Consider the following 18,205-nt stretch of genomic DNA (forward strand, 5'->3'; position numbering starts at 1 on the left):
TCAGGTGTCGGCGGGCCCCGCGGTCAGGGACCGGCCGGTGCCGCGGGCGCCGGTCGTGCCGCCGGTGGCAGCGGCGCGTGGTGGGGGCAGGTCTCGAACGCCTGGACCGCCAGGGCCGCGAAGCGCCGGGAGGCCGCGACCCGGGCGGCGGTGGAGGCGGCGTGGATGCCCTTGTTGGCCATGAGGACGAGAAGGAGGTCGTCCAGGACGAAGTCGGGCCTCAGCCGCCCCGCGTCCTGGGCGCGCCGGGCCAGCGCGGCGACGGCTTTCACCGTGTACGCGCGTCCCGCCACGTCCGGTGCGCCCGGGAGCGTCGACAGGAAGGCTTCGGTGAAGCCCCGGTCGCGTGCGTGCAGCTCACAGATCTTCTCGATCACCAGGCACAGGCCACGCCACGGATCGGGGTCCGCACACCCCTCGTCGACGATGGCGCGGCACGCGTTCAGCCGCTCCTCGAAGGCTTCGGCGATCAGTGTCCGCTTGGCCGGGAAGTGCCGGTACAAGGTGGCGGGTCCCACCCCGGCGCGCCGCGCGATCTGGCGCATGGGCACGTCGAGGCCGTCCGCCGAGAACAGCGCCCGGGCCGCTTCGAGGATGCGGTCGCGGTTGTCCTGGGCGTCGGACCGCAGTTTCTGAGGCAAGCGATCGCTCACCTTCTCACTTTAGCCAAGCGGACGGTGGCGTCCGTATACCGTCCCGGGACACAGCTTCGACAGCATCGAGACCGTGGGAGACGACGTTGAAAGCAGTGGTGATCCGGGCGTTCGGAGGCCCCGAGGGTCTGGCCGTCGTCGATCTGCCGGACCCCGTCCCCGCCGCCGGGCAGGTGCTGATCGCCACCGAGGCGGCCGGCGTCGGCGGGGTCGACGCCGTGATCCGCAGCGGGGCCCTGGCCGCCTACGGCTTCACGGCGGGCCACATCCCGGGCGGCGAGGTGGCGGGCACGGTGACCGCGGTCGGTGACGGTGTCGACGCCTCCTGGATCGGCCGGCGCGTGTGGGGCTTCACCGGCACCGGCGGGGGCTACGTCGAACAGGCCGTCGCCCCGGCCGAGGACGTCGTCCCGCTGCCCGGGGACCTGTCCGCCGTCGACGCGGTGACGCTCGGCAGTTCCGGCGCGGTGGCGCACTTCGGGCTTCGCCACGCCCGCTTCGCCGCCGGGCAGACGGTCCTGGTGCGGGGCGCGGCCGGCAGCATCGGGATCATGGCGGTGCAGCTCGCGGCGCGCGGTGGTGCCGCCGCCGTGGCGGTCACGGCCTCCTCGGCCGGGCGCGGCGAGCGGCTGCGCCGGCTCGGCGCGACCCATGTGCTGGACCGCTCGGGCCGCGGGCAGGACGCTCCCGCGGGCTATGACGTCATCATCGACGTCGTCGCCGGTGCGGACCTGCCGTCGTTCCTCGACAGGCTCAACCCGAACGGCCGCATGGTGGCCGTGGGCGCCGTGGCGGGGCAGCCGCCCGCGGACTTCGGCACGAAGCTGATGGCGGCCTTCCAGAAGTCGCTGTCCTTCGCGACGTTCAGCGCGGCCACCGTCCCCCGGGCCGAGCTGCGTGCCGTGCGCGGCGAGCAGTTCGCCGAGGCCGGCCGCGGCGGGATCGAGACGGTGGTGCACGAGGTGCTGCCCCTGGACCAGGCCGTGCGGGCGCACCGGAAGATGGCCGCGGGCGAGGTTTTCGGCAGAATCGTGCTGACCCCGTGACCGGGTGCGCGTCCGTCCTGGCCGGACGCCGGCCAGGGCCGGGAAGCGATCGTCACGGCAGCGATCATCGCGGCAGCCGAAATCCAGTGGACCCGCTCCGTCGGCCCGCCTAGAATCTCCGCCCTTGCCCGCCTCCCTCACGGAGTGCCGTCGTCCGGCCGGAAACCGGACGGCATCGTCGTAGCCCACGCAGCTGGTCCACCGGAGGCACCCCCTTGTCCACGCCCGCCCACGCCCCGCTCGGCGACCCGCCCGACGATCCGCTCGCCCGCGAGCGCTCCCACCTCGCCGCGTCCCGGGCCGCCCTGCGGGCCATGCGCGAGGACGTGGAGGCCCTCGACATCAGGGACGTCACCGCGAACTGGGTCAACGCCGAGGTCCTCGCCCGCCAGATCGACGAGCGCGTCAAGGCGCTGGCCGACCTCAGCGACACCCCCCTGTTCTTCGGGCGCCTGGACTACCTGCGCGCGCCGGGCGCGGAACTGGCCGAGGGCGCGCGGGGCGAGCGTTTCTACATCGGGCGGCGGCATGTGCACGACGCCGACGGCGACCCCATGGTCATCGACTGGCGCGCCCCGGTCGCGCAGCCGTTCTACCGGGCGTCCGGCAAGAACCCCATGGACGTCGGGCTGCGCCGGCGCTTCGGCTACACCGGCGGCGAGCTGACCGCGTACGAGGACGAGCACCTGTCCGACCCGGCGCAGACGGCCACCACCAGCAAGCTGCTCCAGCAGGAGATCGAACGGCCGCGCGTGGGCCCGATGCGGGACATCGTCGCCACCATCCAGCCGGAGCAGGACGAGATCGTCCGCTCCGGTCTGTCCGGCACGGTCTGCGTGCAGGGCGGCCCGGGCACCGGGAAGACCGCCGTCGGCCTGCACCGGGTCGCGTACCTGCTGTACGCGCACCGGGACCGGCTGGCCCGCACCGGCACCCTGGTCATCGGGCCGAACCGGTCCTTCCTGCACTACATCGAGCAGGTGCTGCCCGCGCTCGGCGAGCTGGCCGTCCGGCAGGCGACGGTGGACGACCTCGTCGCGCAGGTGGAGGTGCGCGGCACGGACGACGCCGCCGCCGCGACGGTCAAGGGCGACGCCCGGATGGCCGAGGTCGTCCGGCGCGCCCTGTACGCGCACGTGACGGCGCCCACCGAGCCGGTCGTGGTCGTGCGCGGCTCCCGGCGCTGGCGGGTGCCGGCGTACGAACTCCAGGAGATGGTCCGCGAGTTGCTGGAGCGGGACATCCGCTACGGCGCGGCCCGTGAGGCACTGCCGCAGCGCATCGCGCACGCGGTGCTGGTGCGGATGGAGCAGGCCGGGGAGGCGCCGGACGACCGGGTGCAGGACGCGGTCGCCCGCAGCGGCCCGGTGAAGGCGGCCGTGAAGGAGGTCTGGCCGGCCGTGGACCCGGCGAAGCTGGTGCTGCGGCTGCTGACCGACGCGGACTTCCTCGCCGAGCACGCCGCCGGGATCCTGGACGAGGACGAGCGCAAGACGATCCTGTGGACGAAGCCGGCGCGCAGCGTGAAGTCGGCCAGGTGGTCGGCGGCGGACGCGGTACTGATCGACGAGGCGGCCGATCTGGTCCAGCGCACCCCGTCGCTCGGGCACGTGGTGCTGGACGAGGCGCAGGACCTGTCCCCCATGCAGTACCGGGCCGTGGGCCGGCGCTGCACCACCGGCAGCGCGACCGTGCTGGGCGACCTCGCGCAGGGCACGACCCCGTGGGCGACCCGGAGCTGGGCCGAGGCGCTGCGGCACCTGGGCAAGCCGGACGGGGCCGTCGAGGAGCTGACGGCGGGTTTCCGCGTGCCGTCCGACGTCATCGCGTACGCCTCCCGGCTGCTGCCGCACATCGCGCCCGGCCTCACGCCGGTCGCCTCCGTCCGCGAGAACCCGGGCTTCTTCGAGGTCCGCACGGTCACGCAGGCGGCCGAAGTCGTCGCCGCCTGCGCGGAGTTGCTGCGCAAGGAGGGTTCGACGGGCCTGATCGCCGCCGACGCCCGCGTGCCCCGGCTCGCCGAGGCGCTGACGGCGGCCGGGATCTCCTGGCTGGCCCCCGGCGAGGAGACCACCCGGGAGACCCGGCTGACCCTGGTCCCGGCCTCGCTCGCCAAGGGCCTGGAGTACGACTACGTGGTCCTGGACGAACCACAGGCCGTAGTGGACGGCGAGCCGGACGAACGCACCGGCCTACGACGCCTGTACGTAACACTGACCCGCGCGGTCTCAGGCCTGATCCTCACCCACGCGACCTCATTGCCCGCACAGCTCACGACGGAGGAGACACCTTCTCCACAGCCGGTGCCCAGCGTTTAGCCGGCGTCCTCGTCCAGTGTCGTGCGCCACTGGGCTACCGCGTTGGCCGAGACCGGGCCCTGCCAGCCGTCCGGGCGGGCCGCGCCGCCGATGTGGAACGCCTCGATGCCGCCCGCGCGCAGCGGGGCCACGTGGTCCAGCCGCAGTCCGCCGCCGACCAGGATCTGCTGCTCGTAGCCGGGGCCGGCGCCGCGCGCGGCCTCGGCGAGCAGCGTGGGCAGTCCGTCGTCCACGCCCGCGGCGGAGCCGGCGGTGAGGTAGGTGTCCAGGCCGGGCAGGCCGGCGAGCTGCTTGCGCAGGAGGTCCCGGTCCGCGGCCCGGTCGATCGCCCGGTGGAAGGTCCACGCGGCGCCGTCGAGCGCGCCGACGACCCGCTCCACGGCGGCCAGGTCGGCGGCGCCGTCCGCGGCGAGGAAGCCGAGGACGAACTGGTCGGCGCCGGCCTCCCGCAGTTCGCCGGCCACGCCGACCAGCCGGTCCACGTCCCCGGCCGCGAACCCGTCCGCGAGGCGGAGCATCACGCGCAGGTCGATGTCGACGGCGGCGCGGACCGCGGCGACGGTGGCGGGCGCGGGGGTGAGCCCGTCGGCCGCTATCTCGGTGACCAGCTCCAGCCGGTCCGCGCCTCCGGCCTGGGCGGCGACCGCGTCCTCGACGTCGAGGGCGATCACCTCCAGGACTGCACGCTTGCTCATGGCACCCCAATTCGTCGGCGTTCGTCGGGCGACTACAGGTCTAGTCCAATTCAAGAGTACGCCGGTACCGGGGCGCCACGGGGCCGCACTCATCCGAAGACGTTCAACTCCGCCTCCGTGACCCCGGTCAGTTCATAGGACGCACCCGTCAACGGGCGCCCCGCGTACAGCCGTACCAGCGTGGCGGCGTCACCGGCGTACCGGGCGGGCGCGCGGTCCGCGGCCTCCGCCCCGAGCCGCAGCGGCCCCTCCGCCCCGGCGAGGTCGGCGCGCAGCGGCACGTGGTCCCGCTCCCGGGTGAGCCGGACCAGCAAGGTCAGCGCGTCCGGCAGCCCCGCGCCCGCGTACGCCCCCGGCTCCCGCCACGCGTCCCGCACATCCCCGGCGTGCACCCACTCCGCCAGGGCGAGCAGGTCCAGCCACGGATCGCCCCCGGCGATCACCGGCCCGGCCTTCCGCATGCCGTGCTCCAGCTCGTCCACCACCCGGGCGTGGGTCCAGCCGGCCCGCTCGGCGATGTCCCGGTCGTTCGACTCGGCGGAGAACACGCCCTCCTCGAACCGGTTCTCCAGCACCCGGGCCAGCGCGGCGGAACCGTGCGCCAGCACGTCCCGCACGGTCCATCCCGGGCACGCGGGCACCGGCAGCGCGAAGTCCGCGTCGGGGCGGGAACGCAGCAGCGGTACGAGGGCGTCGCACTCCGTGGCCAGCAGCCGGCCGGGCAGCCAGGGATCACGCTCGTCCCTGTGGGGGGTGATGTCCGTCATGCGGCCCACGCTAGGCACCCTCGCGCACCCCCCGCGGACGGCACGGCGACGGGGAACCCGCACGAGGGATGCCGGAAGCCTGATGCCAGATGCCAGATGCCGGGGACGGGTCGGCGGGGGGCGCCCAAGCGGCGGCGGGCTGGCGACCCCGTCCGGCGGGCGGGTCCGGCGGGCGGATCCGGCGGCGGGGTCGGCCGCCGGGGGCGCGGGCGAGGCCGGCGACCGGAGGCGCGGCCGGGGCCGGCAGGCGGGGGCGGCGACCGGGTCCGGCGGGCGGGACCACAGGCGAGGCCGGCGGGCGGGGGCGCGGGCGGCGACCGGTCCGGCGGCCGGGGGCGGCGACCGGAGGCGTGGCCGGGCCCGCGGCGGCCGGGTCCGGCAGGCGGGGGCGCGGGAGAATGGGGGCCATGGCCGATCTCGACGACCCGCGTCCGCACGACACGCCTCCGCACGACCTGCGTTCCCGTTTCGTCCGAGCGCTGACGGCGGTCCGCTCCCCCGGCGGCGGTCCCGACCCCGCCCCCTACGCCGACAACCTGCTCGCCCGCTGGCAGGAGCCCCAGCGCCGGTACCACACGGTGGCCCACCTCACCGCCGTACTCGACCACGTCGACGCCCTGGAGAGCTGCGCGGCCGATCCGGACGTGGTCCGGCTGGCCGCCTGGTTCCACGACGCCGTGTACCTGCCCGAGCGGTCGGAGAACGAGGAGCGGTCCGCGCGGCTGGCCGAGCGCGCCCTGAGGGAGGCCGGCGTCCCGGACGCGAAGACGGCCGAGGTGGCCCGGCTGGTCCGGCTCACCGCCGGCCACGACCCGGCCGAGGACGACCGCGACGGCCAAGTGCTGTGCGACGCCGACCTGGCGATCCTGGCCGCGCCCCCGTCCGCGTACGCCGCCTACACCGCCGCGGTCCGCGAGGAGTACCACTTCGTGCCCGGCGACGCCTTCCGCGCCGGCCGTTCGGCGATCCTGCGGCAACTCCTCGGCCTGCCCCGGCTGTTCCACACCCCGTACGGCCGGGAGCACTGGGAGGCCACCGCGCGCTACAACCTCGCGGCCGAGCTGGAAATGCTGTCGACCTGAGGGAACCGGCCCCCTAGGGTTCGCCCATGCGACCGATAAACGGGGACGACGTGACCGAGGCCGTCGCGAGCTGCATCGCGGCCCTGCGCCCGGCGGTGGACCGCGACTGGAGGGCCGTGCCGGCCGGCGGACTGGAGTGGGACTGCCACACCACCGCCGTGCACGTCGCCGACGACCTCGTCGCCTACGCCGCCAACCTGGCCGGACGGGCCGAGGACGCCTACTTCCCCTTCGGGCTGACCCTCGGCCAGGGCGCCGGCAACGCCGACCTGCTGGACGTCGTCGGGGCGACCGGCGCCCTGCTGGCCGCGGCCGTGCGCAGCGCGCCGCCCGGTGTGCGCGGCTACCACACCTACCCGTTCGGCAGCGCGGACCGCGAGGGCTTCGCCGCCATGGGCATCGCCGAGGTGCTGCTGCACACCCACGACATGGCCCGGGGCCTCGGCCTGCCCTACGAACCGCCCGCGGGACTCGCCGAATCCGTGCTGGCCTGGCTCTTCCCGCACGTCCAGCCCGGCTCCGCGCCCTGGCCGACCCTGCTGTGGGCCACCGGCCGCGGGGAGCTGCCCGGCCGCGCCCCGGTCACCGAGTGGCGCTGGCGCAACAACCTGGTCATCCCCGCCGGGCGCGTCACCCTGACCGGCGTCCGCCCGGCCGTCGCCCGCGATCTGGGCCTCGGCGGCGACGGCGGCTTCGACTGGCTGGACGGCGCACCGTTCGACGGCACCCGGGAGGCCGCCGGCTATCTGGTGAAGGCGTACGAAGCGGGCGTGCACCGGCCGGAGTTCGGCGTCTTCGTGCTCGTCCGGGAGGAGGACGGCCGCGCCCTCGGCGGCATCGGCTTCCACGGCGCCCCGGACGAGGAGAGCCGGGTGGAGATCGGCTACGACCTCGTCGAGAGCGCCCGCGGCCAGGGCTACGCCACCGAGGCGCTGCGCGCGCTGGCCGAGTGGGCGCTGGCCCGGGAGGACGTCGGCCTGGTCACGCTGACCATCGAGCACGACAACGTCGCCTCGCAGCGCGTCGCGGACCGCGCGGGCTTCACCCGGGCGACCGTGGAGGAGGAGCGCACCGCCCACGACGAGCAGGGCATGGAGTCCGGCCTCCGCCTCTACCTGCGCCGCGCCTGAGCACCCCGCGGCCGGCACGGCACCCGCGTCCCGGCCGCGACCTCACTCACACCGGACCGCGGTCTCACCCGCGCCCCGGCCACACCCGCACCCCGGCCCCGGCCTCACCCGCACCGGCATCCGCGCCCCGGCCTCACCCGCACCGGCATCCGCGCCCCGGCCTCACCCGGACCGCACCCGCACCGGACCCCGCGGCCGCACCCGCACCCCGGCCCCAGCCTCACCGGACCCCCCGGTCTCACCCGCCCCGTGCCCGCAGTCCCTTCGGGCGGCGCAGGCCCGAGGCGCGCAGCAGCCGTACCACCTCGCGGCTGCCGACCTCCACCGCCCCGGCGGCCACCGCGTCCGCGTACCGGTGCGACGGAAGGTCGTAGTGGTCGCCGTCGAAGGCCCGCCCCGGCAGGCCCAACCGCTCGGCGAAGGCGTGGAGTTCGGCGTACGACACATCGCTCACCAGGTGCGACCACATGCGTCCGTGGCCGGGCCAGGCGGGCGGGTCGACGTACAGCGTCACGAGGAGGCCGCCGGTCCGGTGGCCGAGCCCAGCGAGCCCACCGACGCCACCCGGACGCCCGCCTTGTGGCACACCCAGTGCGGATCGGGGCCCAGTTCCGGTTCCACGTCCAGCGCGTGCGGGTCGCCGGAGCCGCACACCGGGCACAGCGGCCAGCGGCCGTACCGGTCCAGCAGCGCGTCCTGCACGTCCTGGGCGACCAGCCCGGCGACGAAGCCCGCGCCGTCCGGCCACTGCTCGACCCACCAGCGCCGCTGCGCGATGGAGTCCTCCACCAGCGAGACCACGTCCGCCTCGGCGGCCCGGCCCGCGACGAGGTCGGCGAGCACCAGGGCGCGGGCGGCGTGCAACGCCTGTTCCAGAGGGCTGATGGGGTCCATGCACCCCATTGTGCGCACTCTTGACCCCGGCACCGAACCGAAAATATCTTTCATTCGTGACCCAGGACGTGAAGGAAAGTTTCGGCAGCCCGGGCGGCTCGCTCGCCGCCAAGGTGCGCACGCTCGCCCCCTCCATGACCCGGTCCATGCAGCGGGTCGCCGAGGCCGTCGCCGGCGACCCGGCCGGCTGCGCCGCGCTCACGGTCACCGGCCTCGCCGAACTCACCGGCACCAGCGAGGCCACCGTGGTGCGCACCGCCCGGCTGCTGGGCTATCCGGGCTACCGCGACCTGCGGCTCGCCCTGGCCGGACTCGCCGCCCAGCAGCAGTCCGGCCGCGCGCCCGCGATCACGACCGACATCGCGGTGGACGACCCCATCGCCGACGTCGTCACCAAGCTGGCCTACGAGGAGCAGCAGACCCTCGCCGACACGGCCGCCGGGCTCGACACCGGGCAGCTCGGCGCGGCCGTCACCGCACTGGCCGCCGCCCGGCGCACCGACGTGTACGGCGTCGGCGCCTCCGGGCTGGTCGCCCAGGACCTCACCCAGAAGCTGCTGCGGATAGGGCTCATAGCCCACGCGCACAGCGACCCGCACCTCGCGGTGACCAACGCGGTGCAGCTCCGTTCGGGTGACGTGGCGCTCGCCATCACCCACTCCGGGGCGACGGGGGACGTCATCGAACCGCTCCGGGTTGCCTTCGAGCACGGGGCGACGACGGTGGCCATCACCGGCAGACCCGACTCCGCCGTCACGCAGTACGCCGATCTCGTGCTGACCACGTCCACCTCTCGGGAGACCGAGCTGCGGCCCGCCGCGATGTCCTCGCGGACCAGCCAGCTGCTCGTGGTGGACTGTCTGTTCGTGGGAGTGGCGCAGCGGACGTACGAGACGGCGGCGCCGGCGCTGGCGGCGTCGTACGAGGCGCTGGCGCACCGGCACCGCAACACCGCGCGGTAGACCGCAGGACCGACCGTTCGTGGGGATCCGCGGGTCCGCCGTGGCGGACCGCGCTCCCCGTACTGGAGAGAGCCGCCCCCCAAAATGACCTCTTCCGACCTCCGCAGTCAGCTGGCCTCCCTGACCACCGAGGCCTTCCGTCCCGAGCTGGCCGACATCGACCGGCTGCCCACCCTGGAGATCGCCCGGCTGATGAACGGCGAGGACGCGGGCGTGCCCGCCGCCGTGGCCGCCCGGCTGCCGCGGATCGCCGCCGCCATCGACGCCGTCGCCGAGCGCATGGCCCGCGGCGGACGCCTCGTCTACGCCGGTGCCGGCACCGCCGGCCGGCTGGGCGTGCTGGACGCCTCCGAGTGCCCGCCCACCTTCAACACCGATCCGGAGCAGGTCGTGGGCCTGATCGCGGGCGGGCCCCCGGCGATGGTCGCCTCCGTGGAGGGCGCCGAGGACTCCGCCGAGCTGGCCCGCCGGGACCTGGACGCGCTCAAGCTGACGCCCGACGACAGCGTGGTCGGCGTCTCCGCCTCCGGCCGCACCCCCTACGCCGTCGGCGCCGTCGAGCACGCCCGCGCCGTCGGCGCGCTGACCATCGGGCTGGCCTGCAACGAGCACAGCGCGCTCGCGGCCGCCGCCGAGCACGGCATCGAGGTGGTGGTGGGCCCGGAGCTGATCACCGGCTCCACCCGGCTGAAGGCGGGCACGGCCCAGAAGCTGGTGCTGAACATGCTGTCGACGATCACGATGATCCGGCTCGGCAAGACGTACGGGAACCTGATGGTCGACGTGCGCGCCTCCAACGCCAAGCTGCGGGCCCGCTCGCACCGGATCGTCGCCCTGGCCACGGGCGCGGACGACGCCGAGATCGACAAGGCGCTCACGGAGACCGGCGGCGAGGTCAAACACGCCATCCTGGCCCTGCTCACCGGGGTCGACGGGCCGACGGCCGCCCGGCTGCTGGAGGAGTCCGCCGGCCATCTGCGGGCCGCGCTGACCCGGGGCGGCGGTCCGCGTCAGGGAGCCCGCCAGACCAGGGTGTAGCGCCAGAACAGCCGGCGGCGCAGCCGGGCGCCGGGCAGCAGCCGGCGGGCCGTGCGGGAGATCTCGGCGAAGCTCTCGGCCGGCTCCCGGGTGCGGGCCGTCATGGCGGCGGGCCGGTGCGGGGCCGGCCGGCCGCGGTTCTTCGCCCAGCCCAGCAGCGCGTTCGGCGGTACGGCGGCCAGGGCGAGCGCGTGGTCCGCCGGGCCCGACGCCCGCGCGCAGCCGACGACGACGAGCGTGCCGCCGGGCGCGAGATGGCGGCGGAAGCGGGTGAGGGTCCCGGGGAGCGGGAGGTGGTGCAGCGCGGCGACGCAGGTGATGACGTCGTAGCGGCCGGCGGGGAGTGCGCGGGAGGCGTCGGCCACGCTGTAGCGGACCCGCGCCGACCCGGGCGTCGCCGCGCGGGCCCGGGCCAGGATGTCCGGGTCGGCGTCGATGCCGTGCACCTCCCGGGCGCGCCGGGCGAGCAGCCGCACCAGGTCGCCGCTGCCGCAGCCCACGTCCAGGGCGGTGCCGAAACGGCGGGGCAACTGCCGTAGCAGCCACGGGTGGTAGTGGGCGTTGTGGTCCCATGGGTGGGCCGCGTTGAAGCGGTGGAGGGCGTCGAGCGGGCGGGCCGCGCGGGTCGTCGTCACGGATGCCACTCCACCACGGGCGCCGCCGGCGGGGACACCGGGCGGCCGGTGCCGGACGCGGCGGGGCACCATGGAGGGAAGGAGGCGACCGACCCATATGAACCACGCCCAGCTCACCGCCCTCGGACGGGCTCTCCGGCTGCTCGGGGAGCACGGAGAGGCCCTGACCGCCGACACCCCGGACGCCCGGCTGCACGAGATCAAGGACGATCTGCGGCGCGCCCTCGACCTGCTGGAGGAGAGCGTCGGCGCGGGCGCGCCCGCCACCCGGTGCCGCGAGCACCCGCAGGGGCCCGTGGACGAGAGCGCCCCCGATCTGTGCCTGCTGTGCGAGACCCGGCGCCGGGCCGCGCGCCGCTCGGAGTTCCAGGGCACGCGGCCCCGCCCGGGGGAACCGGTCCCCACCGCGCCCTCCCGGTACGGCGTGCGCGGCGACCGCCCGCAGCCGCAGCAGCGGTGGCTGCCGGAGCTGTGGAACGGGCAGGAGTGGCAGCTGTGCGGGACGCCGCGCCGGGACCGGCGCGAGGCGGAGGCCTATCTCGCGGCCCAGCGGCACGGCTCCCGGCCCGCCATGGCGTACCGGCTCGTCCACGAGTTCACCGACTACGAGGTGCTGCGGGTGTGGGGCACACCCGTGCGGGTCGACATCGAGCCGATGGGCAACCTCTGACGGGCGGCCGGAGCGGTCAGCTCAGGGTGTTGACCGCCGAGGCGTCGTACGGCTTCAGCTCGTCGAACCGGTCGTCGAGGACCTTCGCCGCCCACTCGGGGTCCTGGAGCAGCGCGCGGCCGACGGCCACCAGGTCGAACTCGTCGGCCTCCAGCCGGTCCAGCAGGTTGTCGATGCCCTGGACCGGGGAGTCCTCGCCCTGGAAGGCGTTGACGAAGTCGCCGTCGAGGCCGACCGAGCCGACGGTGATGACCGGCTTGCCGGTGAGCTTCTTCGTCCAGCCGGCCAGGTTGAGGTCCGAGCCCTCGAACTCGGGCAGCCAGTAGCGGCGGGTGGAGGCGTGGAAGACGTCGACGCCGGCCGCCGTGAGCGGGGCGAGGATGGCCTCCAGCTCGCCCGGGGTCTCGGCGAGGCGGGCGGTGTAGTCCTGCTGCTTCCACTGCGAGAAGCGGAAGATGACCGGGAACCGCGGGGACACGGCCGCGCGGACCGCGGCGACGATCTCCGCGGAGAACCGGGCGCGGGCCACCGGGTCGCCGCCGTAGGCGTCGGTACGGCGGTTGGTGCCCTCCCACAGGAACTGGTCCAGCAGATAGCCGTGGGCTCCGTGGATCTCCACGCCGTCGAAGCCGATGCGCTCGGCGTCGGCCGCGGCCCGGGCGAAGGCGGCGACGACGTCGTCCACGTCCGCCTGGGTCATCGCCTTGCCGGTGGGCTCGGCGCCCGCGGTGACCAGGCCGGAGGGGCCGACGGCGGGGGCGTCCGGGAAGGGCGGCCGGCCCTGCTCGCGGACCATGCCGATGTGCCAGAGCTGCGGGACGATCGTGCCGCCCGCCGCGTGCACGTCCTCGGCGACCTTCGCCCAGCCCGCGAGCTGCTCCTCGCCGTGGAAGCGCGGGACGCGGCTGCTCGTGCCGGCCGACTCGTGGCCGACGTAGGTGCCCTCGGTGACGATGAGGCCGACGCCGGCGGCGGCGCGGCGCGCGTAGTAGGAGCGCACGTCCTCACCGGGGACGCCGCCCGGGGAGAACATCCGGGTCATCGGCGCCATCACGATCCGGTTGGGCACGCTGAGTCCGTTGAGCGTGATCGGGCGGGACAGCACGCGGGCCGCGCGGGAGGCGGGAGGCGTGGTGACGGTCATGGGGGCTCCTCGCGGATAACGGGTTACCGACTGGTATGTGCGTGCGCATTGTTACACCTCCTTAAGCAATGCCGACAGCCCGGTCCGGCATTCCCGCGCCGGCCCGCGGGGCGGTGTGACACCCGCCATAGGCACAGAGACCGGCAACCGGGTGAATCACCCGCGGCCCGCCGCCGCACCGCCCGGAAGACGGAGCCATGAACTCTAAATAAAACAAAGCGACCATTACGCAACACATCGCTGGCAACGGAGGGGCCCGGGAGGCAGGCGCCGGTCCCGGCCTCGCCCGCTGGACCGGCCGGCTCGACGCGGACGACGGAACCAGCGCCGCCTCCCTGGCCGGACTCACCGTCGCCGTCGTCGGTCTCGGCTATGTGGGCCTGCCCACCGCCCTCGGCCTGCTGGACGCCGGTGCCACCGTCCTCGGCGTCGACACCAGCGAGCGCCGGCTGGCGGACATCCGCGCCGGCGACGTGGACCTGCTCCCGGCCCAGCACGCCGCCCTGGCCTGCACCCAGAACACCGGTGCCTTCCTGCTCACCACCGACGCCGGCGCCCTGCCCGGCGCCGGCGCCGTCATCGTCTGCGTGCCGGCACCGGTCACCGAGGACCACCGGCCCGACCTGCGCGCGCTGCGTGCCGCCTGTGCCACCGTGGTCGAACGGGCCGTCCCGGGCCAGCTGATCGTGCTGACCTCCACCAGCCACGCCGGCACCACCCGCGAGTTGCTGCTCGCCCCGCTCGCCGCCCGCGGTCTGACCGCCGAACAGGACGTCCTCGTCGCCTTCGCCCCTGAGCGCATCGACCCGGGCAACGCACACCACACCCCGGAGACCACCCCGCGGATCGTCGGCGGCACCGGACCGCTCAGCGCGCGGGCCGCCGCCTTCCTGCTGCGGGTCACCGCCTCGCACATCCACCAGGTGCCCGACCCGGAGACGGCCGAGATGGCCAAACTCTGGGAGAACATCTTCCGCGCGGTGAACATCGCCCTCGCCAACGAGCTGGCGGAGGCCTGCGCGCACCTCGGGCCGGCACCGGTCGAGGTCATCGAGGCCGCCGCCACCAAGCCGTACGGCTTCATGTCCTTCTACCCGGGACCCGGGGCCGGCGGTCACTGCATCCCCTGCGATCCCTACTACCTGCTCGACCGGCTGCCGCCCGGCGGACCGGCCGCGCCGGTGCTCGGCGCCGCCATGAGCGCCCTGCGCGAGCGGCCCGCGCGGATCGCCGCCCAGGCCGCCGCCCGGCTGCGCGCCGACGGCGCCCGGCTCGACGGCGCCCGCGTCCTGGTCCTCGGCGCGGCCTACAAGCCGGGGGTGTCCGACGTACGGGAGCCCGGCGCTGCGGCTGCTCGGGCTGCTCGCCGAGCGGGGTGCCGACGCGCACTACAGCGACTGCCACGTGCCCCGCCTCACCGTGGGCGGCCGCCGGCTCACGTCCGTGGCCGACCCGCACCGGCTCCACTGGGACCTGGTGATCGTGCACACCGCGCACCCCGGTGACGACCTCGGCTGGCTGGACGCGGTGCCGCGGGTACTGGACACCCGGCACCGCATCCGTCCCGCCGGCCCCGTCCCGGTCCGGTGAGCGCCGCACCCGGCACCCTGGCGACGGTGCCCGCCCCGGCCGGCTCCGCCCCGCGCCACCGGCTGCGCGCCCGCCTGGGCGGTGCCCTGCACAGGATGGACCCGCGCGGGCGCGCCGGACTCGTCCGGCTGCTCGGGCTGGTCGCGCTGCTGCTGCTGATCGCCCGGCGCTCGGTCCGGCTGCCGTACGCGCCGAGCCTGCTCACCTGCTACGGGCTGGCGGTGCTGACCGGCACCGCGGGCCTGCTCCACCTCGCCTACACCCAGTACGACGACCCCGCGGTGCGCACCCTGCGCCGCCGGGCGCGCGGCCACGAGACGTTTCCGGCGCTGCCCGAGCGGTCGAAGGTCAGCTTCCTGCTCGCCGTCAAGGACGAGGCCGGCAACGTCGAGGCGTGCGTCCGCTCGATGGCCGCCTCGGACTACCCCGGCCTCCAGATCATCGTGGTCGACGACGGCTCCCGGGACGGCACCGGCGAGATCCTCGACGGCCTCGCGGACGAACTCGGCGTCACCGTCGTCCGGCTGGACCGCAACATCGGCAAGAAGGCCGCCCTGGTACGCGCCTGCGCCCTGGCCGACGGCGACGTCCTGGTGTTCACCGACTCCGAAGGGCACGTATGTGCCGGCCGTCCACCTGCCCCTGGCCACGGCGGGCTGGGACACCTACCGGGTGACCGCCACCGTGGGCCGGCTGAGCGGGACCGGGACGAGCGCGTCGGTGCGGACCGGGTACGGCAGCCTGGTGCCCGTCACCGTCACGGTCTCGGAGACCGGGCTGCGGGTGGCCGAGCGGCGGGGCTCCGCGCGTCACGGTCCGCAAGCTGGTCCCGGCGGCCAGGCACCGGCTGAGCCTGGAGGTCTCGCCCGGCGGGGTCCGGATCACCGTGGACGGCGGCGCCCCGCTGGTGGCCCGGGCCATGGCAGACCCCGATCCCGCGCGCACCGGCGGCGGTCCGGCGCTGGCCGTGCGCGACGAGGCGAGGGACACGGCCTGGCCGCGGTTCACCTCCCTGCGCATCGCTCCCTGAGCGGCGCGGGCGCAGCGGGCACAACGGCCGAGGGCGGCACCTCCTGTCGGAACAGGAGGTGCCGCCCTCGGTTCGTACAGACGACGATCAGCGCTCAGGCCGATCAGAAGTCCATGTCACCGCCCGGCATGCCGCCGCCGGCCGGCGCGGCGGCCTTCTCCGGCTTGTCGGCGATGACGGCCTCGGTGGTGAGGAACAGCGCGGCGATGGAGGCGGCGTTCTGCAGCGCGGAACGGGTCACCTTCGCCGGGTCGATGATGCCCTCGGCGACCAGGTCGACGTACTCGCCGGTCGCGGCGTTCAGGCCGTGGCCCGGGGTCAGGTTGCGCACCTTCTCCACCACGACACCGCCCTCGAGGCCGGCGTTGACGGCGATCTGCTTCAGCGGGGCCTCCAGGGCGACGCGCACGGCGTTGGCACCGGTCGCCTCGTCACCCTCCAGCTCCAGCTTCTCGAAGACCTGGGAGGCCTGCAGCAGGGCCACGCCACCACCGGCGACGATGCCCTCCTCGACGGCGGCCTTCGCGTTGCGGACGGCGTCCTCGATGCGGTGCTTGCGCTCCTTGAGCTCCACCTCGGTGGCGGCACCGGCCTTGATGACCGCGACACCGCCGGCCAGCTTCGCCAGGCGCTCCTGCAGCTTCTCGCGGTCGTAGTCGGAGTCGCTGTTCTCGATCTCGGCGCGGATCTGGTTGACCCGGCCGTTGACCTGCTCGGAGGAGCCGGCACCGTCGACGATGGTGGTCTCGTCCTTGGTGATGACGACCTTGCGGGCGCGGCCCAGGAGGTCCAGGGTCGCGTTCTCCAGCTTGAGGCCGACCTCCTCGGAGATGACCTCGCCGCCCGTGAGGATGGCGATGTCGCCGAGCATGGCCTTGCGGCGGTCGCCGAAGCCCGGGGCCTTGACGGCGACGGACTTGAAGGTGCCGCGGATCTTGTTGACGACCAGGGTCGACAGGGCCTCGCCCTCGACGTCCTCGGCGATGATCAGCAGCGGCTTGCCCGACTGCATGACCTTCTCCAGCAGCGGGAGCAGGTCCTTGACCGAGGAGATCTTGGAGTTGGCGATGAGGATGTACGGGTCCTCGAGCACCGCCTCCATGCGCTCCATGTCGGTGGCGAAGTAGGCGGAGATGTAACCCTTGTCGAAGCGCATGCCCTCGGTGAGCTCGAGCTCCAGGCCGAAGGTGTTGCTCTCCTCGACGGTGATGACGCCTTCCTTGCCGACCTTGTCCATGGCCTCGGCGATCAGCTCGCCGATCTGGGTGTCGGCGGCGGAGATGGAGGCCGTGGAGGCGATCTGCTCCTTGGTCTCGACGTCCTTCGCCTGCTCCAGCAGGGCGGCGGAGACGGCCTCGACGGCCTTCTCGATACCGCGCTTCAGGGCCATCGGGTTGGCGCCGGCGGCTACGTTGCGCAGGCCCTCCTTGACCAGGGCCTGGGCGAGCACGGTCGCCGTGGTCGTACCGTCGCCGGCGACGTCGTCCGTCTTCTTGGCGACTTCCTTGACCAGCTCGGCGCCGATCTTCTCGTACGGGTCCTCGAGCTCGATCTCCTTGGCGATGGAGACACCATCGTTGGTGATCGTGGGCGCGCCCCACTTCTTCTCGAGGACGACGTTGCGGCCCTTGGGGCCGAGCGTCACCTTCACGGCGTCCGCGAGCTGGTTCATGCCGCGCTCGAGGCCGCGCCGCGCCTCCTCGTCGAACGCGATGATCTTGGCCATGTGAAGTGGTCCCTCCAGGACTGGGGGTGATTCCTTCGGACCGCGCCCGCGCCCGCGACGGACGGCTCGCCGGCCGTGTGGTTCCTTGCCCCACCTGACCCGCGGGCCTCACCGACCCGGTCCTTCGCTGTCACTCTCACCTTCAGAGTGCTAACGCAATGATTAGCACTCGGCATGCCCGAGTGCAAGCGCCTGGGCCGGTACGGGGGCGCCGTCAGCCCCCGGCGAACACGCCGGGCCCGGGCATGGCGAAGGGCCCGCACCCTCTGCGAGGTGCGGGCCCTTCACGCGAGAAATGTTCAGGCGGTGACGCGAACCATATCGGCCTGCGGACCCTTCTGGCCCTGCGAGATCTCGAACTCGACCCGCTGACCCTCTTCCAGGGTGCGGTAGCCGTCCATCTGGATCGCGCTGTAGTGGACGAATACGTCCGCACCACCGTCGACCGCGATGAAGCCGTACCCCTTCTCCGCGTTGAACCACTTGACGGTGCCCTGAGCCATGCCTAACTCCCCTATTACTGGCCCTTGCACAGATCCACACTTCGCGGACCCGGGTCAGACCTCACCCCCCAACCGGTCTGGGGGCGTGCGCCGGAACGCGTCGACCGCGGCTGAATGTATCTGTCCAACTGCCGTCTGCAACAGGTCAATCGGACGAGAAATCTGGACGCGAGGGGTCCGGAATGTGGCGAGAATTCACCTGACTTCAGGGCAAGTCGGGCCCCATGAAAGCCACAAAAGCCGCAAAGAACCTGCACACTTTGGCTACTTCTTGTCGGGCAGGCGGCATGAATCCAGGGCCCGCGGCGCGACGGCCGCGACC

18 protein-coding genes are annotated in these 18,205 nt (G+C 74.3%); 9 read left to right on the plus strand and 9 right to left on the minus strand.

The window, feature by feature from the left end; genetic code table 11:
- Positions 1 to 23: 23 nt before the first annotated feature.
- Positions 24 to 653 carry a TetR/AcrR family transcriptional regulator gene (locus tag ACH4OA_RS10715; protein WP_397946197.1) on the minus strand — a complete coding sequence of 210 codons (630 nt, stop codon included), beginning with the start codon at positions 651 to 653 and terminating at the stop codon, positions 24 to 26.
- Positions 654 to 739: 86 nt separating this feature from the next.
- On the opposite strand from ACH4OA_RS10715, the gene ACH4OA_RS10720 reads away from it, so the two are divergent.
- A complete protein-coding gene (locus tag ACH4OA_RS10720) occupies positions 740 to 1,699 on the plus strand; it encodes a zinc-binding dehydrogenase (protein ID WP_397968626.1) in 960 nt (319 codons plus the stop codon).
- Between the two features lie 215 nt (positions 1,700 to 1,914).
- Positions 1,915 to 4,017 (plus strand): HelD family protein, encoded by a 2,103-nt coding sequence (locus tag ACH4OA_RS10725; protein ID WP_397968628.1) that lies wholly within the window; start codon positions 1,915 to 1,917, stop codon positions 4,015 to 4,017.
- Here ACH4OA_RS10725 and ACH4OA_RS10730 read toward each other — a convergent pair.
- A complete protein-coding gene (locus tag ACH4OA_RS10730; RefSeq protein WP_365879219.1) occupies positions 4,014 to 4,712 on the minus strand; it encodes a copper homeostasis protein CutC in 699 nt (232 codons plus the stop codon). The two genes, ACH4OA_RS10725 and ACH4OA_RS10730, sit on opposite strands and share 4 nt — an antisense overlap.
- Before the next feature lie 89 nt (positions 4,713 to 4,801).
- Positions 4,802 to 5,479 carry a maleylpyruvate isomerase family mycothiol-dependent enzyme gene (locus ACH4OA_RS10735; protein WP_365879217.1) on the minus strand — a complete coding sequence of 226 codons (678 nt, stop codon included), beginning with the start codon at positions 5,477 to 5,479 and terminating at the stop codon, positions 4,802 to 4,804.
- A gap of 407 nt (positions 5,480 to 5,886) precedes the next feature.
- On the opposite strand from ACH4OA_RS10735, the gene ACH4OA_RS10740 reads away from it, so the two are divergent.
- The gene (locus ACH4OA_RS10740) at positions 5,887 to 6,561 is read left to right on the plus strand and encodes a hypothetical protein (protein WP_397968630.1); all 675 of its coding nucleotides are present in this window, start codon (positions 5,887 to 5,889) and stop codon (positions 6,559 to 6,561) included.
- A 26-nt stretch (positions 6,562 to 6,587) separates the two neighbouring features.
- Positions 6,588 to 7,691 carry a GNAT family N-acetyltransferase gene (locus ACH4OA_RS10745; protein WP_397942579.1) on the plus strand — a complete coding sequence of 368 codons (1,104 nt, stop codon included), beginning with the start codon at positions 6,588 to 6,590 and terminating at the stop codon, positions 7,689 to 7,691.
- Between the two features lie 238 nt (positions 7,692 to 7,929).
- Here the strand turns inward: ACH4OA_RS10745 and ACH4OA_RS10750 are convergent, their stop codons facing one another.
- Complete coding sequence (locus ACH4OA_RS10750) at positions 7,930 to 8,205, minus strand: DUF4031 domain-containing protein (RefSeq protein WP_365879211.1); 276 nt, start codon at positions 8,203 to 8,205, stop codon at positions 7,930 to 7,932.
- Entirely contained in the window at positions 8,202 to 8,585 is a 384-nt protein-coding gene (locus ACH4OA_RS10755; RefSeq protein WP_397968632.1) for a hypothetical protein, read from the minus strand. The genes ACH4OA_RS10750 and ACH4OA_RS10755 overlap by 4 nt, the downstream gene beginning before the upstream one ends.
- Before the next feature lie 56 nt (positions 8,586 to 8,641).
- On the opposite strand from ACH4OA_RS10755, the gene ACH4OA_RS10760 reads away from it, so the two are divergent.
- Positions 8,642 to 9,547 (plus strand): MurR/RpiR family transcriptional regulator, encoded by a 906-nt coding sequence (locus ACH4OA_RS10760; RefSeq protein WP_365879207.1) that lies wholly within the window; start codon positions 8,642 to 8,644, stop codon positions 9,545 to 9,547.
- Between the two features lie 84 nt (positions 9,548 to 9,631).
- Positions 9,632 to 10,585, plus strand: a complete 954-nt coding sequence (murQ, locus tag ACH4OA_RS10765; RefSeq protein WP_397968633.1) for an N-acetylmuramic acid 6-phosphate etherase — start codon at positions 9,632 to 9,634, stop codon at positions 10,583 to 10,585.
- Here murQ and ACH4OA_RS10770 read toward each other — a convergent pair.
- Complete coding sequence (locus tag ACH4OA_RS10770; RefSeq protein WP_397968635.1) at positions 10,558 to 11,220, minus strand: class I SAM-dependent methyltransferase; 663 nt, start codon at positions 11,218 to 11,220, stop codon at positions 10,558 to 10,560. The two genes, murQ and ACH4OA_RS10770, sit on opposite strands and share 28 nt — an antisense overlap.
- Positions 11,221 to 11,317: 97 nt before the next feature.
- On the opposite strand from ACH4OA_RS10770, the gene ACH4OA_RS10775 reads away from it, so the two are divergent.
- Positions 11,318 to 11,890, plus strand: coding sequence for a hypothetical protein (locus tag ACH4OA_RS10775; protein ID WP_365879201.1), 573 nt, complete (start codon positions 11,318 to 11,320; stop codon positions 11,888 to 11,890).
- 16 nt (positions 11,891 to 11,906) lie between these two features.
- Here ACH4OA_RS10775 and ACH4OA_RS10780 read toward each other — a convergent pair whose 3' ends face one another.
- The gene (locus ACH4OA_RS10780) at positions 11,907 to 13,034 is read right to left on the minus strand and encodes an NADH:flavin oxidoreductase (protein ID WP_397968637.1); all 1,128 of its coding nucleotides are present in this window, start codon (positions 13,032 to 13,034) and stop codon (positions 11,907 to 11,909) included.
- A 374-nt stretch (positions 13,035 to 13,408) separates the two neighbouring features.
- On the opposite strand from ACH4OA_RS10780, the gene ACH4OA_RS10785 reads away from it, so the two are divergent.
- Complete coding sequence (locus ACH4OA_RS10785; protein ID WP_397968639.1) at positions 13,409 to 14,539, plus strand: nucleotide sugar dehydrogenase; 1,131 nt, start codon at positions 13,409 to 13,411, stop codon at positions 14,537 to 14,539.
- 81 nt (positions 14,540 to 14,620) lie between these two features.
- On the plus strand, positions 14,621 to 15,475 hold the full coding sequence (locus tag ACH4OA_RS10790) for a glycosyltransferase (RefSeq protein ID WP_397968641.1): 855 nt from the start codon (positions 14,621 to 14,623) through the stop codon (positions 15,473 to 15,475).
- A 282-nt stretch (positions 15,476 to 15,757) separates the two neighbouring features.
- Here ACH4OA_RS10790 and groL read toward each other — a convergent pair whose 3' ends face one another.
- Both groL and ACH4OA_RS10800 read right to left on the minus strand, forming a co-directional pair.
- Entirely contained in the window at positions 15,758 to 17,380 is a 1,623-nt protein-coding gene (gene groL, locus ACH4OA_RS10795; protein WP_365872458.1) for a chaperonin GroEL, read from the minus strand.
- A gap of 299 nt (positions 17,381 to 17,679) precedes the next feature.
- Positions 17,680 to 17,883, minus strand: a complete 204-nt coding sequence (locus ACH4OA_RS10800; RefSeq protein WP_004986573.1) for a cold-shock protein — start codon at positions 17,881 to 17,883, stop codon at positions 17,680 to 17,682.
- Positions 17,884 to 18,205: the final 322 nt, after the last annotated feature.

The sequence above is a fragment of the Streptomyces sp. NPDC017095 genome, assembly GCF_044332325.1.
GTDB lineage: Bacteria > Actinomycetota > Actinomycetes > Streptomycetales > Streptomycetaceae > Streptomyces.